Below are 16595 nucleotides of genomic sequence, written 5' to 3' on the forward strand. Positions count from 1 at the left end.
TCAAAGGGTAGATCGTGAACCCAAGAAACAAAGTGCTCGTCACAGGTGGCAGTGGCGGTATAGGTAGAGCTATCGCCAAACGCTTAACTGATGACGGCTACCGGATCGTTAATGTTGACTTGGTTGCCCCCAAAGCGCTCGAGCCAGGCGAAGAATTTGTCAATGTTGACCTGATGGATTGGGACGCTGCTGAAGCAACGCTACAAACAATTGCTACTCGCGGTGACGTTTTACGTGTCGTCAATAATGCGGGCTTTATTCGTCCGGCGTTACTTCAAGACACAAGCGTGGAAGATTTTGAGGCGGTAGTCCAATTGAATTTGCGCGCACCCTTGCTGGTGGCTCAGAGTTTTCTTCCGGCTATGCGACAAGCAAAGTTCGGTAGGATCGTGAACATCACCAGTCGATCGGCCTTGGGCAAAGAGCTGCGCACTGCCTACAGCGCCACAAAAGCTGGTCTGCTAGGCATGACACGCACATGGGCACTCGAAGAAGGCGCCAATGGGATAACCGTTAACGCCATCGGTCCAGGTCCAATCGCTACCGATCTATTTTTATCCGGTAATCCGCCCGACTCCCCAAAAACCAAACAAATTATCGATACGCTACCTGTTAAACGCATGGGCGAACCGGCAGACGTTGCACATGCGGTCGCCTCATTTCTAGATGATCGGGCGGGATTTATTACCGGACAGATTTTGTATGTTTGTGGCGGCATGACTGTGGGTCTAAGCCACACAGCCTAGAGCAACTTAGTCGAGCCCAGACCTCATTGCAGCTCAGACTTTAAGCCTTGCCAGCTCGCACGCGGCACCTCAACGCCAGCGAGCTCAAGCATCCTGGCCGCTGAGTGATCGACAAGCTCATCAATGGTCTTGGGCAGATGGTAAAAGGCGGGCAAAGGCGGAAACACGATCGCGCCCATTTCAGTGACCGCTGTCATATTGCGTAAGTGCGCAAGGTTAAATGGCGTCTCGCGCACCGCAAGCACCAATCTTCGACGCTCTTTGAGCGTGACATCTGCTGCACGCGTGATGAGGTTATCGGCTAAGCCAATTGCGATGGCCGCAAGTGTGCGCATCGAGCATGGCACTACCACCATGCCCGTGGTGGCAAACGAACCACTGGCCAAGGTGGCACCCACATCCCGGATGTTGTAGACGCGGTCTGCCAATGAGTGTATCTGCTGGCGGCTTAAACCAAGCTCATGACGTACGTTCAGCACCCCCGACGCCGACACCACCAGGTGTGTCTCGACGTCTTGAACAGCACGCGCCATCTCAAGCAAGCGAATGGCGTATGCCGAACCCGTGGCACCCGTAATACCTACGACGAGCCTGCGAGTTTCGCTCACGAGGTGGCGCCCGCTTCCTGAAGAAGTTTTTTAAGTTCGCCGCTTTGATCCATCTCACCCATGATGTCACAGCCACCAATGAATTCGCCGTTTACATATAGTTGTGGAATGGTCGGCCATTGTGAGAAAGTCTTAATTCCCTGGCGGACTTCATCGTCCTCGAGCACGTTAACCGTCACAAGCTTGGTCACACCACTTTCGCGTAACAGCTGTATGGCTCGCCCCGAGAAGCCGCACTGTGGAAACTGTGCAGTACCTTTCATAAACAATACGACTGGATTGTTCGTCACGGTTTCTTTAATGAAAGTTTGAGCGTCTGACATGGCTCTGATTCCTTAGATTCGATTTGACAAATCAGTAATATGGCCGGTTCAAAATACCAGCATTTCACCCATTATATGAACCCATCGTCACCCGTGGGTGGCCAGCCAGGTCCTGTATGGTTTTTACATTCAAAAACCCCGCATTCAGTAATAGCTGCTTAACCGCATTAGCCTGAGTAAAACCGTGCTCCAGACACAGCACACCCTTTGACGCTAAAAACGCGGGAGCGCCGCTGGCCAAAAAACGATAAGCTGCTAACCCATCCGATTCATCAGTTAGCGCATTCCTTGGTTCAAACCGCAGATCACCCTGAACCAGGTGAGGGTCGCCCGCAGCAATATACGGTGGATTAGACACAACCAAATCGAACTGCTCGTCTGCTTGATCCAGCGCTGCAAACCAAGACCCGGCCGCAAACTTGACATTAACACCGTGTCTGACAGCATTGCGCTGAGCCAGAATAAGCGCCTCTTGGCTAACATCCGTTGCACAAACCCTGGCATCAGGCCGTGCATGCGCAATCGCCACCGCGATGGCTCCGCTACCAGTGCCGAGATCGAGCACCCGCGGCGCCTGAAGATCATCCATCCATTTCAAGGCGGTTTCGACCAGCAACTCTGTTTCCGGTCGCGGGATAAGCACAGCGGGACTGACCTCAAACGGTAATCCCATAAACTCACGTACACCGACCAGATACGCCATAGGCTCACCCATCAGTCGACGCTGACAAAGCCCATCAAACCTATCGAACTCGTCACCCGAGAGTAAATATTCGTCGTGCGCAATCAGCCACACACGTGGCTGCTCAAGCACATACTCAAGTAACATCTGCGCCTCCAGCCGTGGTAAGCCTGCCTGCATAACGGCATTGGCCAGACAATCTTTTACCGTGAACCGTTCAGGCCGCATCTGCCAAGGCTGCCAATTGGTTAGCTTGATGCTCAGCAATCAGTGCGCCAGTCAATTCGTCTAGATCACCCTCCATAATCGCTTGCAATTTGTAGAGTGTCAGATTGATTCGATGATCGGTCATGCGACCCTGAGGAAAGTTGTATGTGCGAATACGCTCTGATCGATCCCCTGAACCCACGAGACTTTTACGTTCGGCCGCTTCTTTGCTTTGCTGCTCGCGCAGCTGCTGGTCTTTGAGCCTGGCCGCCAAAACTTGCATCGCCTTGTCCCGGTTGCGATGCTGAGATCGATCATCCTGGCACTCGACGACAATACCCGAGGGTAAATGAGTAATACGGACCGCAGAGTCGGTTTTGTTGATGTGCTGGCCACCTGCGCCACTTGCTCTGAATGTATCGATTCGCAAATCCGACGGGGAAATGTTGATCTCTGTCTGCGCATCGGCCTCTGGCATAACGGCCACCGTGCAAGCTGATGTGTGAATACGGCCCTGAGACTCAGTCTCCGGCACACGCTGAACGCGATGGGCACCTGACTCAAATTTGAGCTGCCCGTAGACACCTTCACCCTCGATGCGAACAATCACTTCTTTATAGCCGCCGAGCTCCGAAGGGCTTTCAGACATGAGCTCTACACGCCAACCTTTTTGCTCAGCGTAACGCGTGTACATGCGCAATAAATCGCCGCAGAACAGGGCACTTTCATCGCCCCCCGTGCCGGCGCGAATCTCTAGAAAGACGCTGCGAGAATCATCCGGATCTTTTGGCAATAACAGAATCTGCAGCTCATCTTGCAACGTCTCGATGCGCTCTTTGCAATGCTGCATTTCCTCGCTGGCCATCTCCTTCATATCCGGGTCACTCATCAGCTCTTTGGCCTGCTGATAACCATCCTCTGCACGCACCAACTCACCAAACGCGGTAGCGACCGGTTCCAATTCAGACCGCTCGCGCGACAGTGCCGTAAAACGCTTCATTTCTTGTCCAGTTTCGGGTTCGGACAAAATGGCGTCAATTTCTTCAAGCCTATTGGCTAGTTGCTCTAGGCGAGAACGCATGGAGGGTTTCATGACAACTCACTACAAAATAGGTTACGGAAAACGATACGGCGCAGTCGAAACGGCAAACAGTCATGGCACTCGAGCCAAGTGAGGCCCGAGGCAGTTCCAGACAGCTTCGCTAACGACGGGTATCGCGAGAGGGGAACAAGCGGGGAAGCCAGCCAAGCAACTGGGCACGCTCAGCTTCCTCGCTCTGATGAATGGCCGCTAAGGTGCCGTGAAGATATTTTTGTGTCAAAGAATGAGCGAGTTGCTCCATCACAGCCTCAGGCGACTCACCTTTGGCCAATGCGCGTTTGGCGCGTTCAAGCTCATGCGCCTGCACGGCCTGGGCGCCGGCTTGCAGGCCCTGAATGATCGGCACAGTTGAACGCAGCTGCAACCAATGCATGAAGCTGCGCACGCGAGCATCAATGATCGCTTCAGCTTGCACGACAGCCGCCTGACGAGCCTCGGCGCCAGACTGCACTACCGCACCGAGATCATCAACTGAATAAAGATAAATGTCGTCTAACCGCCCAACTTCAGGTTCAATGTCACGCGGCACTGCCAAGTCCACCATGACCATAGGCAAACGGCGACGCTTTCGAGTGGCACGCTCAACCAATCCCAAACCCAGAATGGGCAAAGTACTGGCCGTACAGGAGACCACCACGTCATAATCTGCCAAACGGTCGGGCAAATCTGCCAGACGCATCGATGAAGCATCAAAACGCGTGGCGAGCAAATCAGCGCGCTCAAGCGTGCGATTGGCCACGGTCATCATCTGCGGCTGCTTGGCCGCAAAGTGTGTGGCACAGAGCTCGATCATCTCCCCTGCACCGATAAAAAGAATCTTGGTCTCTGAGAGGTTGCCAAACACCCGTTCGGCCAACCGAACGGCAGCAGCAGCCAGTGAGACCGATTGTTCACCAATTGCTGTGGTGGTCCGCACTTCTTTAGCGACAGAGAAAGTACGCTGAAACAACTGGTGCAATAGCGTGCCAAGGGCCCCTGCTTCTTCTGCCGTGCGAACTGCGCCTTTCATTTGGCCCAGAATTTGCGGCTCACCGAGCACCATCGAATCCAAGCCACTGGCCACACGAAAGGCGTGCCTGACTGCCTGATCCTGATCATGCAAATACAGGTGCGGCGCTAACGAGGAGTGTTCAAGCTGGCGAAAATCAGCTAGCCACTGCGGCAGGCTCTGCGCCACATGCCGGTCAGCCGCACAGTACAGCTCAGTTCGATTACAGGTCGAGAGCACCGCCGCTTCCTGAACCGAGCTACCAAACGCAGCCCTCAGCGACTCGAGCGCCGGCTTAACCAATTCATCTGAAAGTGACACGCGCTCACGCAGCGCCACAGGGGCGGAGACGTGATTTAGGCCAAGCGTGTAAACACCGACAGACATTTGGGCAATGCAACTAAAAATTGATTGGGGTCAAACGGATTATAGGACGCTACCGCGCTGAACGCCATTGTCCTGAACGCTCGCTTAACTCTTAAAGCCTTAGCCATTGATCTGAATCAAATGCGCAGGCGGCATCAAATCGGCTCAAACAACAACGAAGGCAATGGTCACCATCAAGCTCGCTCACGGAGGCCAAAAGTCAAAAGGCGAAATTTGGTGTATCATCTTGCGTTCCTTGGCCCGGTAGCTCAGTCGGTAGAGCAGAGGACTGAAAATCCTTGTGTCGGCAGTTCGATTCTGCCCTGGGCCACCAAGGTTTGAAGCCCCAGCGTTATGCGCTGGGGCTTCGTCGTTTGGGGGTCAAGTAACTGGTTTGAGGTGACAACTGGGACTTTGCCAGAGTCACTTGTGCTTCGACTATCAATTGGAATAACATCAATTCACATAGAGAAACGGCTGCCCTACGGGCGACATATAACAGGGGGCATCGACCTCCGGCCTGTTCGGCGGCCAACTTTTATGCAAAGTTACGCAATACTTATTGATGGCGGATTCGCCAAAAGAAAACTTGGCTCCAACAAACGCCACGCATCGGCAGCCGATTTTGATAGGCTGGTAGCCGCAATAAAGGCAGCACCACCCCTTTTCGGAAAGCAGCTCCATCGGATTTATTACTATGACTCGCTACCGCTGGAAACCGCTCATGAACAACCATTAAACGGAGGCATCGTCCGTTTCGGAGATAGTCCGGTAGCCGCGCGATCGAGGCAACTCTTTGACCAACTATCTCAGCAACCGTTTACCGCCCTAAGGCTGGGAGAGTTGTCTTTTGACGGCTGGCGAATCAGCAACAAAAGCCTGAACAGAGTTGACACATCCGAAATAACCGTAGCTAGCACCGACCTCCTGCCGCAGATCTCACAGAAAGGTGTTGATATGCGCATCGGGATGGACATTGCTGCGTTGACCCTAAAGAAACATGTACAGGTTATTGTGCTCGTGTCTGGTGACAGCGATTTTGTACCGGCGATGAAATTTGCCAGACGTGAAGGAGCTCTCGTATTTTTGGTACCGCTTGGGCAGAAGGTAAAAACATCCATGCTTGAACACAGCGATCTGACGTTATCAATCGATCAAACGCCGGTGGTAACCGAGCGCACGCTCAACAAGTCACCTTCGGTGGTCAATAACGCGAAAGCAGAACTCCATGAAATATCAATGTGAAAGCAGAAGCCCCTTCGGATTTCCATCGTGAGCAGGCTGACCTGATTGACCACGCCACCCTATGTATCTACAATGTAGAAACATAGGAGGTCAAAATGCAAGCAACCATCAAGAAATGGGGAAACAGCCCTGCACTACGGATTTCAAGTTCGATCATGGAACAAGCTCAGCTGACAGTTAATCAGGCGGTCAATATCAATGTTCTGAAGGGAAAAGTCATCATCGAACCTATCGCACCTAAAAATACTCGTCTGGATGAGTTGCTGGCTGGAATTACTCCAGAGAATATCCACGACGAGGAAAGTTTTGGCCAGCCTGTCGGGAAGGAGATTCTCTAGTGCCTAAGTCTTACATTCCCGATGCGGGGGATATTGTGTGGCTTGAGTTTGACCCTCAAGCAGGCCGAGAGCAGGCTGGGCACCGACCTGCTTTGGTACTTAGCCCGGCGAGCTACAACGACAAAGTGAGTCTGGCAGTATGTTGCCCACTTTCAACAAAAGTAAAGGGCTACCCGTTTGAGGTTGAAGTTGAAACCGGCAAAAAGACCAGCGTCGTGCTCTCGGATCAGGTCAAATCGCTAGACTGGCGTGAGCGTAAAGCAAAATTTAAATCCAAAATTTCTTCAGCTCAATTGAGGCAAGTGCGTGAGAACATAAAAGCTCTACTTTGCATCTCTTGATCCACAACAAGGACTGAAAATCCTTGTGTCGGCAGTTCGATTCTGCCCTAGGCCACCAAGGTTTCGCGCCCAACCGCTCTCGGTTGGGCGTTTTCTTTTTGCGGCCCCACAATCTGCGCGGGGCGCGCGCCGGTTCTACGTGTGTCGACAAGTGCGTGCAATTTGGCTATTCGGCCAGTTTGTAGTTAACTTTTGCTCTCTGTTCTCAAAAAATTTCCAAAGTATTGTTTAAATCAACACACGTAAAGTGATCAGGAAATCGATCTATTGCACTTGTGTCTACGGGGTCAGTTTGTTCGATCCGAAGCTCTGCGCGCAAGCGAAAGCAAATTGTTCTGTGCCCTTCGATCTGCCAAAACACCACAGAATGCAAAACATCTAGCTCAGCTTGGCGTTTTCAAACGCCTCAATTCGCAAAGTGGCTAGCGTTTGATGTACACTATCACTACGACTCACCCTTTGACCGTCTGGTTTGGCCAGATGCTCTTTGGGCGACAGGCCGCCTTCTGGCGGCTTTGTCATTTCTGGAGATGGCTTTTTGAGAACTGTTGTTTATGTTGATGGCTACAACCTGTACTACGGATTACTGAGAAGGACCAAACTCAAATGGCTAGATCTTTTTGCATTATTTCGAGACCATGTGCTTGATAGCAGCACCGATCTCGTCCAAGTTCGCTACTACACTGCACCCGTGCTGGGCAGGATGTGTGACAGCGCAGAATCACCGCAACGTCAGCGACGTTACTTGCAAGCACTTCGCAAGATGTACCCAGAAAGAATTGCCGTTGTAGAAGGCAAAATTCTCGCCAGCACCCCCTATCAACGCCTCGTCAAACCAATTGACAACGCGTCACACCTGAAGCTGGTACAAGTCTATGATTTCAATGAAAAGAAAACCGACGTCAACCTTGCTGCTGACTTGATTACAGGAGCATGGACAGGCGCCTACGAACAGGCTGTTGTGTGTAGCAACGACACCGACCTTGAGGCCGCTCTCGCAGCAGTACGTAATTACCACCATGACATCCGGTTGGGATTGGTTGCGCCGATTCCGGGGCACGATCACCGCAGAATTTCAACGGACCTCTCAAAGCACGCTCATTGGTCAAAACCGCTAAGCCCCGTGCATCTGCAAGCTGCACAATTGCCAGACCGTATTCCGCACTCAACGTTACGAAAGCCGGAGAGCTGGTGATAGCAGCATGAAACACCGAATGAACCATGAGTGCTGTTTTTTTATGCGGGACAGACTGGACATCGCAACGAAATCAAACGAAGAGATAGTCGCAAGATGTACCCAGAAAGAATTGCCGTTGTAGAAGGCAAAATTCTCGCCAGCACCCCCTATCAACGCCTCGTCAAACCAATTGACAACGCGTCACACCTGAAGCTGGTACAAGTCTATGATTTCAATGAAAAGAAAACCGACGTCAACCTTGCTGCTGACTTGATTACAGGAGCATGGACAGGCGCCTACGAACAGGCTGTTGTGTGTAGCAACGACACCGACCTTGAGGCCGCTCTCGCAGCAGTACGTAATTACCACCATGACATCCGGTTGGGATTGGTTGCGCCGATTCCGGGGCACGATCACCGCAGAATTTCAACGGACCTCTCAAAGCACGCTCATTGGTCAAAACCGCTAAGCCCCGTGCATCTGCAAGCTGCACAATTGCCAGACCGTATTCCGCACTCAACGTTACGAAAGCCGGAGAGCTGGTGATAGCAGCATGAAACACCGAATGAACCATGAGTGCTGTTTTTTTATGCGGGACAGACTGGACATCGCAACGAAATCAAACGAAGAGATAGTCTAATCAGGCGAAATCTAGATCGCCACCAAGACACGGGAGAGATAACTGCCAATATCAATGACTGCCTGTTCCTGACTCTTCCTTAGCATAGTCGCCCCCTAACCCCACCAATCGCTCACATCCAAGTAAGACAAGTATCGAAATTGTTTCTTTTGCACCACCAAAGTTTCGCGCCCAACCGCTCTCGGTTGGGCGTTTTGTTGTCGGGGACCTCTAATTCGCTCGACCCCTGCCAATTCTGCGTGTGTCGACAAGTGCGTGCAATTTGGCTATTCGGCCAGTTTGTCGTTTGATTTTGCTCTCTGTTCTCAAAAAAGTTATCAAAACTGCTTTAACTCAACACACGCAGAATGTCCGTGCAGTCAAATGGTTACACATGTGTGCGAAAGGTGGGTTTGTATCGCTCCTGGCCAGCGTATAAGGCAAGACTGACTTTGTGGCATCCAGTAAAATTGCCGAATCTGAGCGCAAAAGCGCTTTTTTCCGTAGAAATGAGAAGCCGTTTGGGGATTGTGACCCCAGACGGCTTCGTCGTTATTCGAGATCGATAGTTGCAAAAGTTAGTTGCTGCACCACTAGACTGCATCACTAAATTCCCGTGTTAATAACAAATTTGTTATTATTATGTCTGACCAATATCAGATTGAGTATTACAGCGACAGCGTGCAGATGGACATTCTCAACTTGCCTGACAAGTTGGCTGCACGCTACATATTTTTGACTCGCCGGATGCTGGCCATAGGACCAAATCTTGGTGAGCCACATACCAAGGCGATCAAAGATGGTTTGTTTGAGCTACGCCTGAAAGGATCAGAAGGTATTGCCAGAATTTTTTACTGTACGTTAGTTGGGAAACGGATAGTAATGTTGCACAGTTTCATTAAAAAGACTGGTCGAATCCCTTCGCGGGAATTAGAGACCGCAATGAACCGTTTGAAGGAGCGTAAACGTGAGAAAACATGATGATGTTGTAAAGGCACTGATGAGTCGGCAAGGCGTGAAAGCCGAACTCGAGCGAATCGAACACGAAGAAGGCGAGCTATTAGACGCCCTGCTTAAAGCCAGGCAAGACGCTGGACTGACACAAGCCGAGCTTGCCAAACGCATGGGCACCCAAGCACCCGCTGTGGCACGACTAGAACGCTCACTAGCCACTGGCAGACATTCCCCCTCGCTGGCCACGTTGCGACGTTATTTAAAAGCTTGCGGTCGGAGTCTGGAGTTGCGGGTAAGCTAATTTGCCCTTTTGACTCATCAGCCATCGAACTAGTATTGCTTGCGATGCTGCCTACCCACACTGGAGCGCAGCCAAGTAAGACAAGTATTGAAATTGTTTCTTTTGCACCACCAAGAACGGCGTCACATCAATTGGTAGCGGGGTACATATTTTGATCGAAGGTCCAGTTAAGATCTGGTGCATATATTTCCTGGTAACTAGTTTGGATATATAGCCGCCGCTAAGACCCGACATGATCGATTTCCCTTCCCTTTTGGCTTTTGTAGCGGCTGCTACGATTCTGGCATTGACCCCCGGCGTGGACACTGCCATTGTCTTGAATACAGCAGTCAGCCAAGGTAGACAACCTGCACTGATGGCAGCGCTGGGAATTTGCTTGGGATGTTTGCTGTGGGGTACAGCAGTCTCTTTCGGTCTCGGTGCTGTGATCGCAGCGTCCGAGGCGGCTTATACAACGCTGAAATATGCCGGTGCACTCTATCTCTTGTGGCTGGGCATCAGACTATTGTTTAGACCCTACAGCCCCAGTTTGTCGCATGCCTCAGTTGAACACGATTTCTCAAGCTCGCGGGCTTTTGGCAAGGGTCTGATGGTCAATGTCCTCAATCCCAAGATTGGCATTTTCTACGTTACCTTTTTGCCACAATTCGTTCCCAACGGCACCGAAGTTGCTGCCTATTCGCTGGGGCTGGCAGCTATTCATGTGATGGTGTCGATGTTGTGGTTTTGTGCCCTGATTGTGGCGACTGTCCCTCTGGAACGTTTTTTGAAGCGACCCTCAATATTGAAGACCCTAGATCGCATCACCGGGAGCATCTTTGTAATCTTCGCATTCAGACTGACCGCTTGATTTAACCCCCACAGACCAACTGCGCACAATTTTGTGGCGATTAATTTTGCGTGCCGCTGAACTGCGCAGAGCAATAAACTTCTTCTATTGTTTGGTTTTAATGAATTAATTTTACACATCAAGCTCTGGATGGCATCCTCGTGGTTATGTGTCAGCTACGAGGGTCGTCATGACCAAGTTCATAAGCACTAATGCTTTTACGATCAAAAAAACGGTCTCTTACTATTTCACGCACATCACAGTGGCGGCTGCAGTAGCCTACGCAGTCACCGGCAGTTGGGTCGCGGCCGTGACGCTCAGCCTGCTTGAACCCACGGTTCAAACAATCGTTTATTTTTTCCATGAAAAAATCTGGTCGCGCTACGACCGCAAGAAATTGACTGGCACAGACACTGCACTGGCTGGCAACACTGATTCGAATTAAGGCAAGGCTCTCCACCCGGGGTATTCACCCCTCACGGCTTCTTCCGGGGGCATCTTGGTGGCTGCTTTAGTTGTAAATGTAAGTATTTTTTACACGACAACATCACAAAGCATCACTACACTTCACGAGGCAGCCGGTATGCACTGAGTCGGATGCTTTGGATCCGTAACCAATGGGAGAGCAGCCGTGTCGCGTCGTGAATTTTTAAAGTCATCTTCTATCGCCGTTTCCTCGCTTGTTGGCGCAAGCAGTGTTATCCCTGAGGCAGCATACGCGTCATCAATCCCAGCAGCCAGCACTTACGCAGACAAAGCAAATGCTATTTCGGAGAAACTGTTTGCGGATGACGGTTTAGCAATCCCGATCGCCACCAAGCCAACGGTATCTCCATTAGCCAAAGGGCTAGATCGCACTCTGGTTCTAGGCGGTGGTGGCGAGTATTACATCGCTTGGTATTGCGGTTTCTTTCATGGCTTGCTTGAAGCAGGGCTCGATATGGCGCAACTGCCAGGGATGGTTGTGGGCACCTCCGCCGGCTCCTATATGGGCTCCTCCTTGCTATCGGGGCATTTCACACGCCTACGCAATGAAATGGATTTCTTTGGTGAATTCCCAAAGATTTTTGCAAAGTTAGCGCCAGTCACTAGCCCCAATATCAGCCAAAAACGCGCGATGGAAATCAACATGGCGGCAACAGATGGCAGCATTGAGACCCGGCAGATCCTTGGCCGTGCTGCACTTGCAGCGAACAATCATCTAAACGGCCCAAGGGTAGAGGCACTTGCAGCACTTCTCACCGGTGACAGCAAAACCGACTGGCCGACACCAAGGATGTATACGACTGGCATCGACTGCTACACCGGAGAACGTTTAGTTGTTAGTCAAGCAAGCGCAAAAAGAAACAACATTGCGCTTGCTCATGCTGTCGCAGCGAGCAGCTCACTGCCAGGCATCGTCGGCCCAACTCTGATTGGACAACGCTATTGCATGGATGGCGGCATGTGCTCCAATCCGGCACACGTTGACCTGGTTGCTGGATCAAAGCGGGCATTGGTTATCTCATTAACTGATGGTGTCACTGGCCCCATCCTCACCAAAATCCCGCATCCCATGGCTCAAAACATCGCAGATGTCCGCGCCACAGGCACCAAAGTAAAGTGGATAGTCGCTGGGGCCCCGTCCGGTATTAGCCTCACCGACCCTCGAGAGATCGCACCGGCAATCAAAGCCGGCTATGAGCGGGCAAAGAAAGAAGCGGATGAGATCAAGTCCTTTTGGATGTAACGTCGCATTGGTTTGGTGATTCTAGATACCGACACCTTATTGGAGCTTCCGAAGGCTGATTACCCGTTGACCCCTATGCGTCTAGCACCAGGTCGCCAATGGGCCTAGGCTGCGACAATCAATCTGAAATGACTGCTTCTTTAGTCATGCAAACCTGCTAATCTCAGATCAATGAAATCGTGCCCCACAAAACTTAGGGTGTTGGCAGTTGTTACGACCGCATGCCTGTTATCAACTGCTCCTGTGCATACAAGCGCTCAGCTTTCGCTATATGGTGCAGCTGACGTTGGAATCAGCTATGTCCGCACATCACAAAACGGTGCTACGGAAAATCGCTTGGGCATGGATTCGAGCGTACTTGACGATTCGATGATCGGGTTTAAAGGAAGAGACAGGCTTAATCACGATTGGACCGCGACCTTTAACCTTGCTACCGAAATTAACTTATATAACGGCAATATCTCGTACACAGAGTTTTTTGGGATTGAATCAACGCTCGGTCTGACCAGACGCCATTGGGGGTCATTCAAATTCGGGCGCCAACAAACCGCTTCAACCAATTTCTTTACCGCCATTGACCCCATGGGATTGAGCTTTGGCCAAGCCAACATGGGTACTTCCTTTACTGCCATCAATACCCAGATATACAACAACCTTGCGCAGATTACGTCAGATAACTGGAAGGGATTTCAGTTTTCTGTTGGATACTCGTTCGATACCGGAGAGACAGCTTTATACGAAGGCAGTGGAACAAATAACCCCATTCCATCAACGAATGGGTTTAACACGACCGACAAAATGCGTGCACTAACTAGCGCCATTCAGTATGAAAACGGTCCTTTGCTAGTGGTGGCCTCTTATGATCGAGCCTACCCGAGTAAAAGCATCGGATCGCCAAGTATCTCGGGCCAACCGCAACCCAATCCCACGACTGCCAATCCTCAAGCTTGGTACGTCGGACTTGCTTATACATTACACAAGGTAGTCCTTTCAGCTGCCTGGGGGCGAGGCATTAATGGCGCATTCTCAGGCAGTGGTCCAGGCAATGACATTGATGGCAGCCGCCTTGCCTCCCTGGCAGGAGACGCCGATATGCTCTTTAGCCCTGGGTTTAATCAAAATGCTTATTTGCTCGGGTTTAGCTGGGCAATCGATGACCGAACCCAACTCATGGCCTCCTGGCAAATGCTACAGCCGACCGGCCAGCTCGCCAGCATGCCGGGCGTGAGTACACAACAAATTCTTGGCGCCGCATTGACTTACAACCTGTCACCGCGGACCACTGCATACGTTTGGGCCTCATACGGTCAGAACTTTGAGATGGCGTCTGGGGCCCAAGCGTCTGTGATAGGCACTGGCATACAGACATTGTTCTAAACCCAATAGCTTTGTATCGCTCAGAGACCGCTGCATTGAGATCATCGCACTTGATAGTGAGCCGGTTGTTTATGAGTCTGGGCTCGCAGTGCTTACTGCAGCGCGTCAGGCTATTGTGTGGTTTGCCGATCTAGACAACTGATAACGCCCCCTAACATCCGAGATAAAACGTCTGGCGGCCAACGATAGGCGTCGATCCTTACGCCACACCAATTGCCACTGACGTTTGATCGGGAAACCCGTAACAGGCAAAATCGCTACACCATCCTTGGTCGGGTCTGCGGCCAGTGCATGTAGTGAAACAACGGCCAATCCTAAGCCCGCAGCCACTGCGTGTTTGATCGCTTCGTTACTACCGAGCGTGGCGCGGACATTCAGATCCAGACCATATTGCTTGAAGTAAGCTTGCGTGGTCAGGCGGGTGCCCGAGCCTTTCTCGCGCATCAACATCGGCACCCCATCTAAAACCTGTCGGGTTAATCGGCTTTTTTTACTCCATGGGTGATCCTTTGGACCAATCAACACAAGCGGGTTTTGCATAACTGGCAAGGTCTCAAGCGGCAACTGTTGTGGTGGCATCATCATGACAGCCAACTCGATTTCGTCGTTGGTCAAGTACCTCACCACTGCATCTCGATTTTCTACTGCCAATTCGATCTCGATGCCTGGGTGGTCCGCCGTGTAATCTGAAAGCCACTGCGCAATGAAGTACTCAGTCGTTGTGACACCGGCAATCTTTAGTGTCCCCCGCTCCAATCCATGCACGGCCTGCAACTCTTCTTCAAATTGCTGCCATCTCACAAAGATGTCAAGCACTGTTTGACGCAATAACCCAGCAATCTCAGTTGGACGAATACCACGGCCAATCGGCTCGAGCAATTCGGTATCAAGTGAGGCTTGTAGATCTTGTATCTGTGTCGATACGGTTGGCTGAGTCAGATGTAATTCCTGAGCCGCGCGTGTAACTGAGCCAAGTCGCACCACAGCTTCGAGTGTGCGTAGCTGATTGAAGGTAACCCTGGGCGCTCGAATCTTATTCATAGATATAAATCTATCATAAATATCCATATTTATTATTTTTATTTAATCATTGGTCAGTTCAAAATTCAGTCCTGAAAGACTTTGGACATCAATAAATATTGGATACGCACATGGATAACCTTACCGCTATCACGGTCGCCCGCGGAGATGGCATCGGCCCTGAAATCATGGATGCCACACTCGCCGTATTAGATGCTGCTGGGGCGCGCATTAAACCTGAATTCATTGAAATCGGAGAAAGTCAGTACCTTGCTGGATACAGTTCAGGGATTTCACAACAAGCATGGGACAGCCTGCGGCGCACCAAAGTGTTTCTCAAAGCACCTATCACGACGCCTCAAGGTGGAGGGTTTAAAAGCCTTAATGTCACAATCAGAAAAACGCTTGGTCTATACGCCAACATACGGCCGTGCGTCAGCTACGCTCCATTCGTGCAAACTCTGCATCCCAAAATGGATGTTGTGATTGTTAGAGAAAACGAAGAAGATTTATATGCGGGTATTGAGCATCGGCAAACTGATGATGTGTATCAGTGTTTGAAACTCATCACCCGTCCTGGCTGCGAACGCATCATTCGCTACGCCTTCGAATACGCGCAAAACCATGGTCGTCAACATGTCACTTGCATGACCAAAGACAATATCATGAAGATGACAGACGGCTTATTTCATAAAGTATTCGACGAAATAGCCAAACAGTACCCTGCGATTACCACCCATCACATGATTATTGATATCGGAGCAGCGCGACTCGCAACACGTCCTGAGCAATTTGATGTGATTGTCACGCCGAACCTGTATGGCGACATTATTTCCGATATCGCAGCTGAGCTAACCGGCTCCGTCGGTTTAGCCCCTAGCGCCAACATTGGCGAACATTGCGCTATGTTTGAAGCAATCCATGGCAGTGCGCCAGACATCGCTGGCCAAGGCATCGCTAACCCGTCTGGATTATTACTGGCCTCGGTGTTAATGCTTGTTCATATTGGACAGCCAGCAGTCGCGCAAGCCATACACAATGCTTGGCTCTGTGCGATTGAGGATGGTATTCATAGTGCAGAGTTGCATCACGCACAAAGCCAACGTATTGCGGTCGGCACTCAGGCTTTTGCGCAAGCCGTTATCGATCGTCTCGGGCAACAGCCCAAGCACTTTACCCCGGTTTATTACTCGGGCAGTCCAGCAAGCAACGGATCGGAAACAACCGTAAGCGCAAATAGCTCACCGAGCGAGCTGCTATTTAAATCACCCAAGGCAGATAAAAAAATGGTGGGTGTAGATGTATTTGTGCACGCATCTGATACGAGCGCTGACTTTCTAGCCGGGCAGCTCAGTGCATTGACCACATCGGCTTTTGAGCTGCAGATGATCACCAACCGTGGTGTCAAAGTTTGGCCAGCTGGCTTTGCGGAGACATTTTGCACCGATCACTGGCGTTGCCGTTTTGCCGCACCTGGCACTAACACGATCACCCATACGGACATTATTCACTTGTTAGAAGCACTCACTGCGCGCGGGATTGACGTCATCAAAACAGAAAATTTGTGCACCTTCGATGGCGAGCGTGGTTACGCCCTTGGGCAGGGGCAATGACCAACGCAATCGCCAGACATTACGGTCAAA

Annotated in this window: 20 protein-coding genes and 1 tRNA gene; 14 read left to right on the top strand and 7 right to left on the bottom strand. The window is 51.1% G+C overall.

Translation table 11 applies throughout. The annotated features are described in order from the left end of the window. The first annotated feature begins 14 nt into the window (after nucleotides 1–14). Nucleotides 15–746 (top strand): SDR family oxidoreductase, encoded by a 732-nt coding sequence (locus tag DHf2319_RS12315; RefSeq protein ID WP_243478653.1) that lies wholly within the window; start codon nucleotides 15–17, stop codon nucleotides 744–746. 23 nt (nucleotides 747–769) lie between these two features. Here DHf2319_RS12315 and DHf2319_RS12320 read toward each other — a convergent pair whose 3' ends face one another. The 5 genes from DHf2319_RS12320 to hemA form a co-directional block, all read right to left on the bottom strand. Further along, nucleotides 770–1354, bottom strand: coding sequence for a UbiX family flavin prenyltransferase (locus DHf2319_RS12320; RefSeq protein ID WP_243478654.1), 585 nt, complete (start codon nucleotides 1352–1354; stop codon nucleotides 770–772). Beyond that, entirely contained in the window at nucleotides 1351–1677 is a 327-nt protein-coding gene (gene grxD, locus DHf2319_RS12325) for a Grx4 family monothiol glutaredoxin (protein WP_243478655.1), read from the bottom strand. The genes DHf2319_RS12320 and grxD overlap by 4 nt, the downstream gene beginning before the upstream one ends. A gap of 64 nt (nucleotides 1678–1741) precedes the next feature. Then, nucleotides 1742–2626, bottom strand: coding sequence for a peptide chain release factor N(5)-glutamine methyltransferase (gene prmC / locus DHf2319_RS12330; RefSeq protein WP_243478656.1), 885 nt, complete (start codon nucleotides 2624–2626; stop codon nucleotides 1742–1744). Continuing rightward, entirely contained in the window at nucleotides 2577–3659 is a 1083-nt protein-coding gene (gene prfA, locus DHf2319_RS12335; RefSeq protein ID WP_243478657.1) for a peptide chain release factor 1, read from the bottom strand. The genes prmC and prfA overlap by 50 nt, the downstream gene beginning before the upstream one ends. A 109-nt stretch (nucleotides 3660–3768) precedes the next feature. Further along, on the bottom strand, nucleotides 3769–5043 hold the full coding sequence (hemA, locus tag DHf2319_RS12340; protein WP_243478658.1) for a glutamyl-tRNA reductase: 1275 nt from the start codon (nucleotides 5041–5043) through the stop codon (nucleotides 3769–3771). Between the two features lie 237 nt (nucleotides 5044–5280). Between hemA and DHf2319_RS12345 the strand changes: the two genes are divergently transcribed. The 4 genes from DHf2319_RS12345 (at nucleotide 5281) to mazF (ending at nucleotide 6946) form a co-directional block, all read left to right on the top strand. Continuing rightward, a tRNA-Phe gene (locus DHf2319_RS12345) sits at nucleotides 5281–5356 on the top strand. 206 nt (nucleotides 5357–5562) lie between these two features. Continuing rightward, the gene (locus tag DHf2319_RS12350; protein ID WP_243478659.1) at nucleotides 5563–6267 is read left to right on the top strand and encodes an NYN domain-containing protein; all 705 of its coding nucleotides are present in this window, start codon (nucleotides 5563–5565) and stop codon (nucleotides 6265–6267) included. Nucleotides 6268–6362: 95 nt separating this feature from the next. Next, nucleotides 6363–6605 (top strand): AbrB/MazE/SpoVT family DNA-binding domain-containing protein, encoded by a 243-nt coding sequence (locus tag DHf2319_RS12355; RefSeq protein WP_243478660.1) that lies wholly within the window; start codon nucleotides 6363–6365, stop codon nucleotides 6603–6605. Then, nucleotides 6605–6946: an endoribonuclease MazF gene (gene mazF / locus DHf2319_RS12360; protein WP_243478661.1), complete on the top strand. Its 342-nt coding sequence runs from the start codon at nucleotides 6605–6607 to the stop codon at nucleotides 6944–6946. The genes DHf2319_RS12355 and mazF overlap by 1 nt, the downstream gene beginning before the upstream one ends. Before the next feature lie 378 nt (nucleotides 6947–7324). Here mazF and DHf2319_RS12365 read toward each other — a convergent pair whose 3' ends face one another. Next, nucleotides 7325–7468 carry a hypothetical protein gene (locus tag DHf2319_RS12365; protein WP_243478662.1) on the bottom strand — a complete coding sequence of 48 codons (144 nt, stop codon included), beginning with the start codon at nucleotides 7466–7468 and terminating at the stop codon, nucleotides 7325–7327. Nucleotides 7469–7484: 16 nt separating this feature from the next. On the opposite strand from DHf2319_RS12365, the gene DHf2319_RS12370 reads away from it, so the two are divergent. The 8 genes from DHf2319_RS12370 (at nucleotide 7485) to DHf2319_RS12405 (ending at nucleotide 13932) form a co-directional block, all read left to right on the top strand. After that, nucleotides 7485–8141 (top strand): NYN domain-containing protein, encoded by a 657-nt coding sequence (locus DHf2319_RS12370; RefSeq protein WP_243478663.1) that lies wholly within the window; start codon nucleotides 7485–7487, stop codon nucleotides 8139–8141. Between the two features lie 30 nt (nucleotides 8142–8171). Next, nucleotides 8172–8669, top strand: coding sequence for an NYN domain-containing protein (locus tag DHf2319_RS12375; RefSeq protein ID WP_243478664.1), 498 nt, complete (start codon nucleotides 8172–8174; stop codon nucleotides 8667–8669). Nucleotides 8670–9384: 715 nt separating this feature from the next. Continuing rightward, nucleotides 9385–9723 (top strand): type II toxin-antitoxin system RelE/ParE family toxin, encoded by a 339-nt coding sequence (locus DHf2319_RS12380; RefSeq protein WP_243478665.1) that lies wholly within the window; start codon nucleotides 9385–9387, stop codon nucleotides 9721–9723. A gap of 19 nt (nucleotides 9724–9742) precedes the next feature. After that, complete coding sequence (locus tag DHf2319_RS12385; RefSeq protein ID WP_243480104.1) at nucleotides 9743–9997, top strand: helix-turn-helix domain-containing protein; 255 nt, start codon at nucleotides 9743–9745, stop codon at nucleotides 9995–9997. A gap of 232 nt (nucleotides 9998–10229) precedes the next feature. After that, on the top strand, nucleotides 10230–10847 hold the full coding sequence (locus tag DHf2319_RS12390; protein ID WP_243478666.1) for a LysE family translocator: 618 nt from the start codon (nucleotides 10230–10232) through the stop codon (nucleotides 10845–10847). A 169-nt stretch (nucleotides 10848–11016) separates the two neighbouring features. Next, nucleotides 11017–11271, top strand: a complete 255-nt coding sequence (locus DHf2319_RS12395) for a DUF2061 domain-containing protein (RefSeq protein WP_243478667.1) — start codon at nucleotides 11017–11019, stop codon at nucleotides 11269–11271. Between the two features lie 186 nt (nucleotides 11272–11457). After that, the gene (locus tag DHf2319_RS12400) at nucleotides 11458–12555 is read left to right on the top strand and encodes a patatin-like phospholipase family protein (RefSeq protein ID WP_243478668.1); all 1098 of its coding nucleotides are present in this window, start codon (nucleotides 11458–11460) and stop codon (nucleotides 12553–12555) included. A 171-nt stretch (nucleotides 12556–12726) separates the two neighbouring features. Then, the gene (locus DHf2319_RS12405) at nucleotides 12727–13932 is read left to right on the top strand and encodes a porin (protein WP_243478669.1); all 1206 of its coding nucleotides are present in this window, start codon (nucleotides 12727–12729) and stop codon (nucleotides 13930–13932) included. Between the two features lie 105 nt (nucleotides 13933–14037). Here the strand turns inward: DHf2319_RS12405 and DHf2319_RS12410 are convergent, their stop codons facing one another. Next, nucleotides 14038–14973 (bottom strand): LysR family transcriptional regulator, encoded by a 936-nt coding sequence (locus tag DHf2319_RS12410; protein ID WP_243478670.1) that lies wholly within the window; start codon nucleotides 14971–14973, stop codon nucleotides 14038–14040. Between the two features lie 110 nt (nucleotides 14974–15083). On the opposite strand from DHf2319_RS12410, the gene DHf2319_RS12415 reads away from it, so the two are divergent. Next, nucleotides 15084–16565 carry an NADP-dependent isocitrate dehydrogenase gene (locus DHf2319_RS12415; protein WP_243478671.1) on the top strand — a complete coding sequence of 494 codons (1482 nt, stop codon included), beginning with the start codon at nucleotides 15084–15086 and terminating at the stop codon, nucleotides 16563–16565. Nucleotides 16566–16595: the final 30 nt, after the last annotated feature.

Origin of the sequence: Orrella daihaiensis (genome assembly GCF_022811525.1) — a bacterium.
In the GTDB taxonomy this organism is placed as follows: Bacteria; Pseudomonadota; Gammaproteobacteria; order Burkholderiales; family Burkholderiaceae_B; genus Algicoccus; species Algicoccus daihaiensis.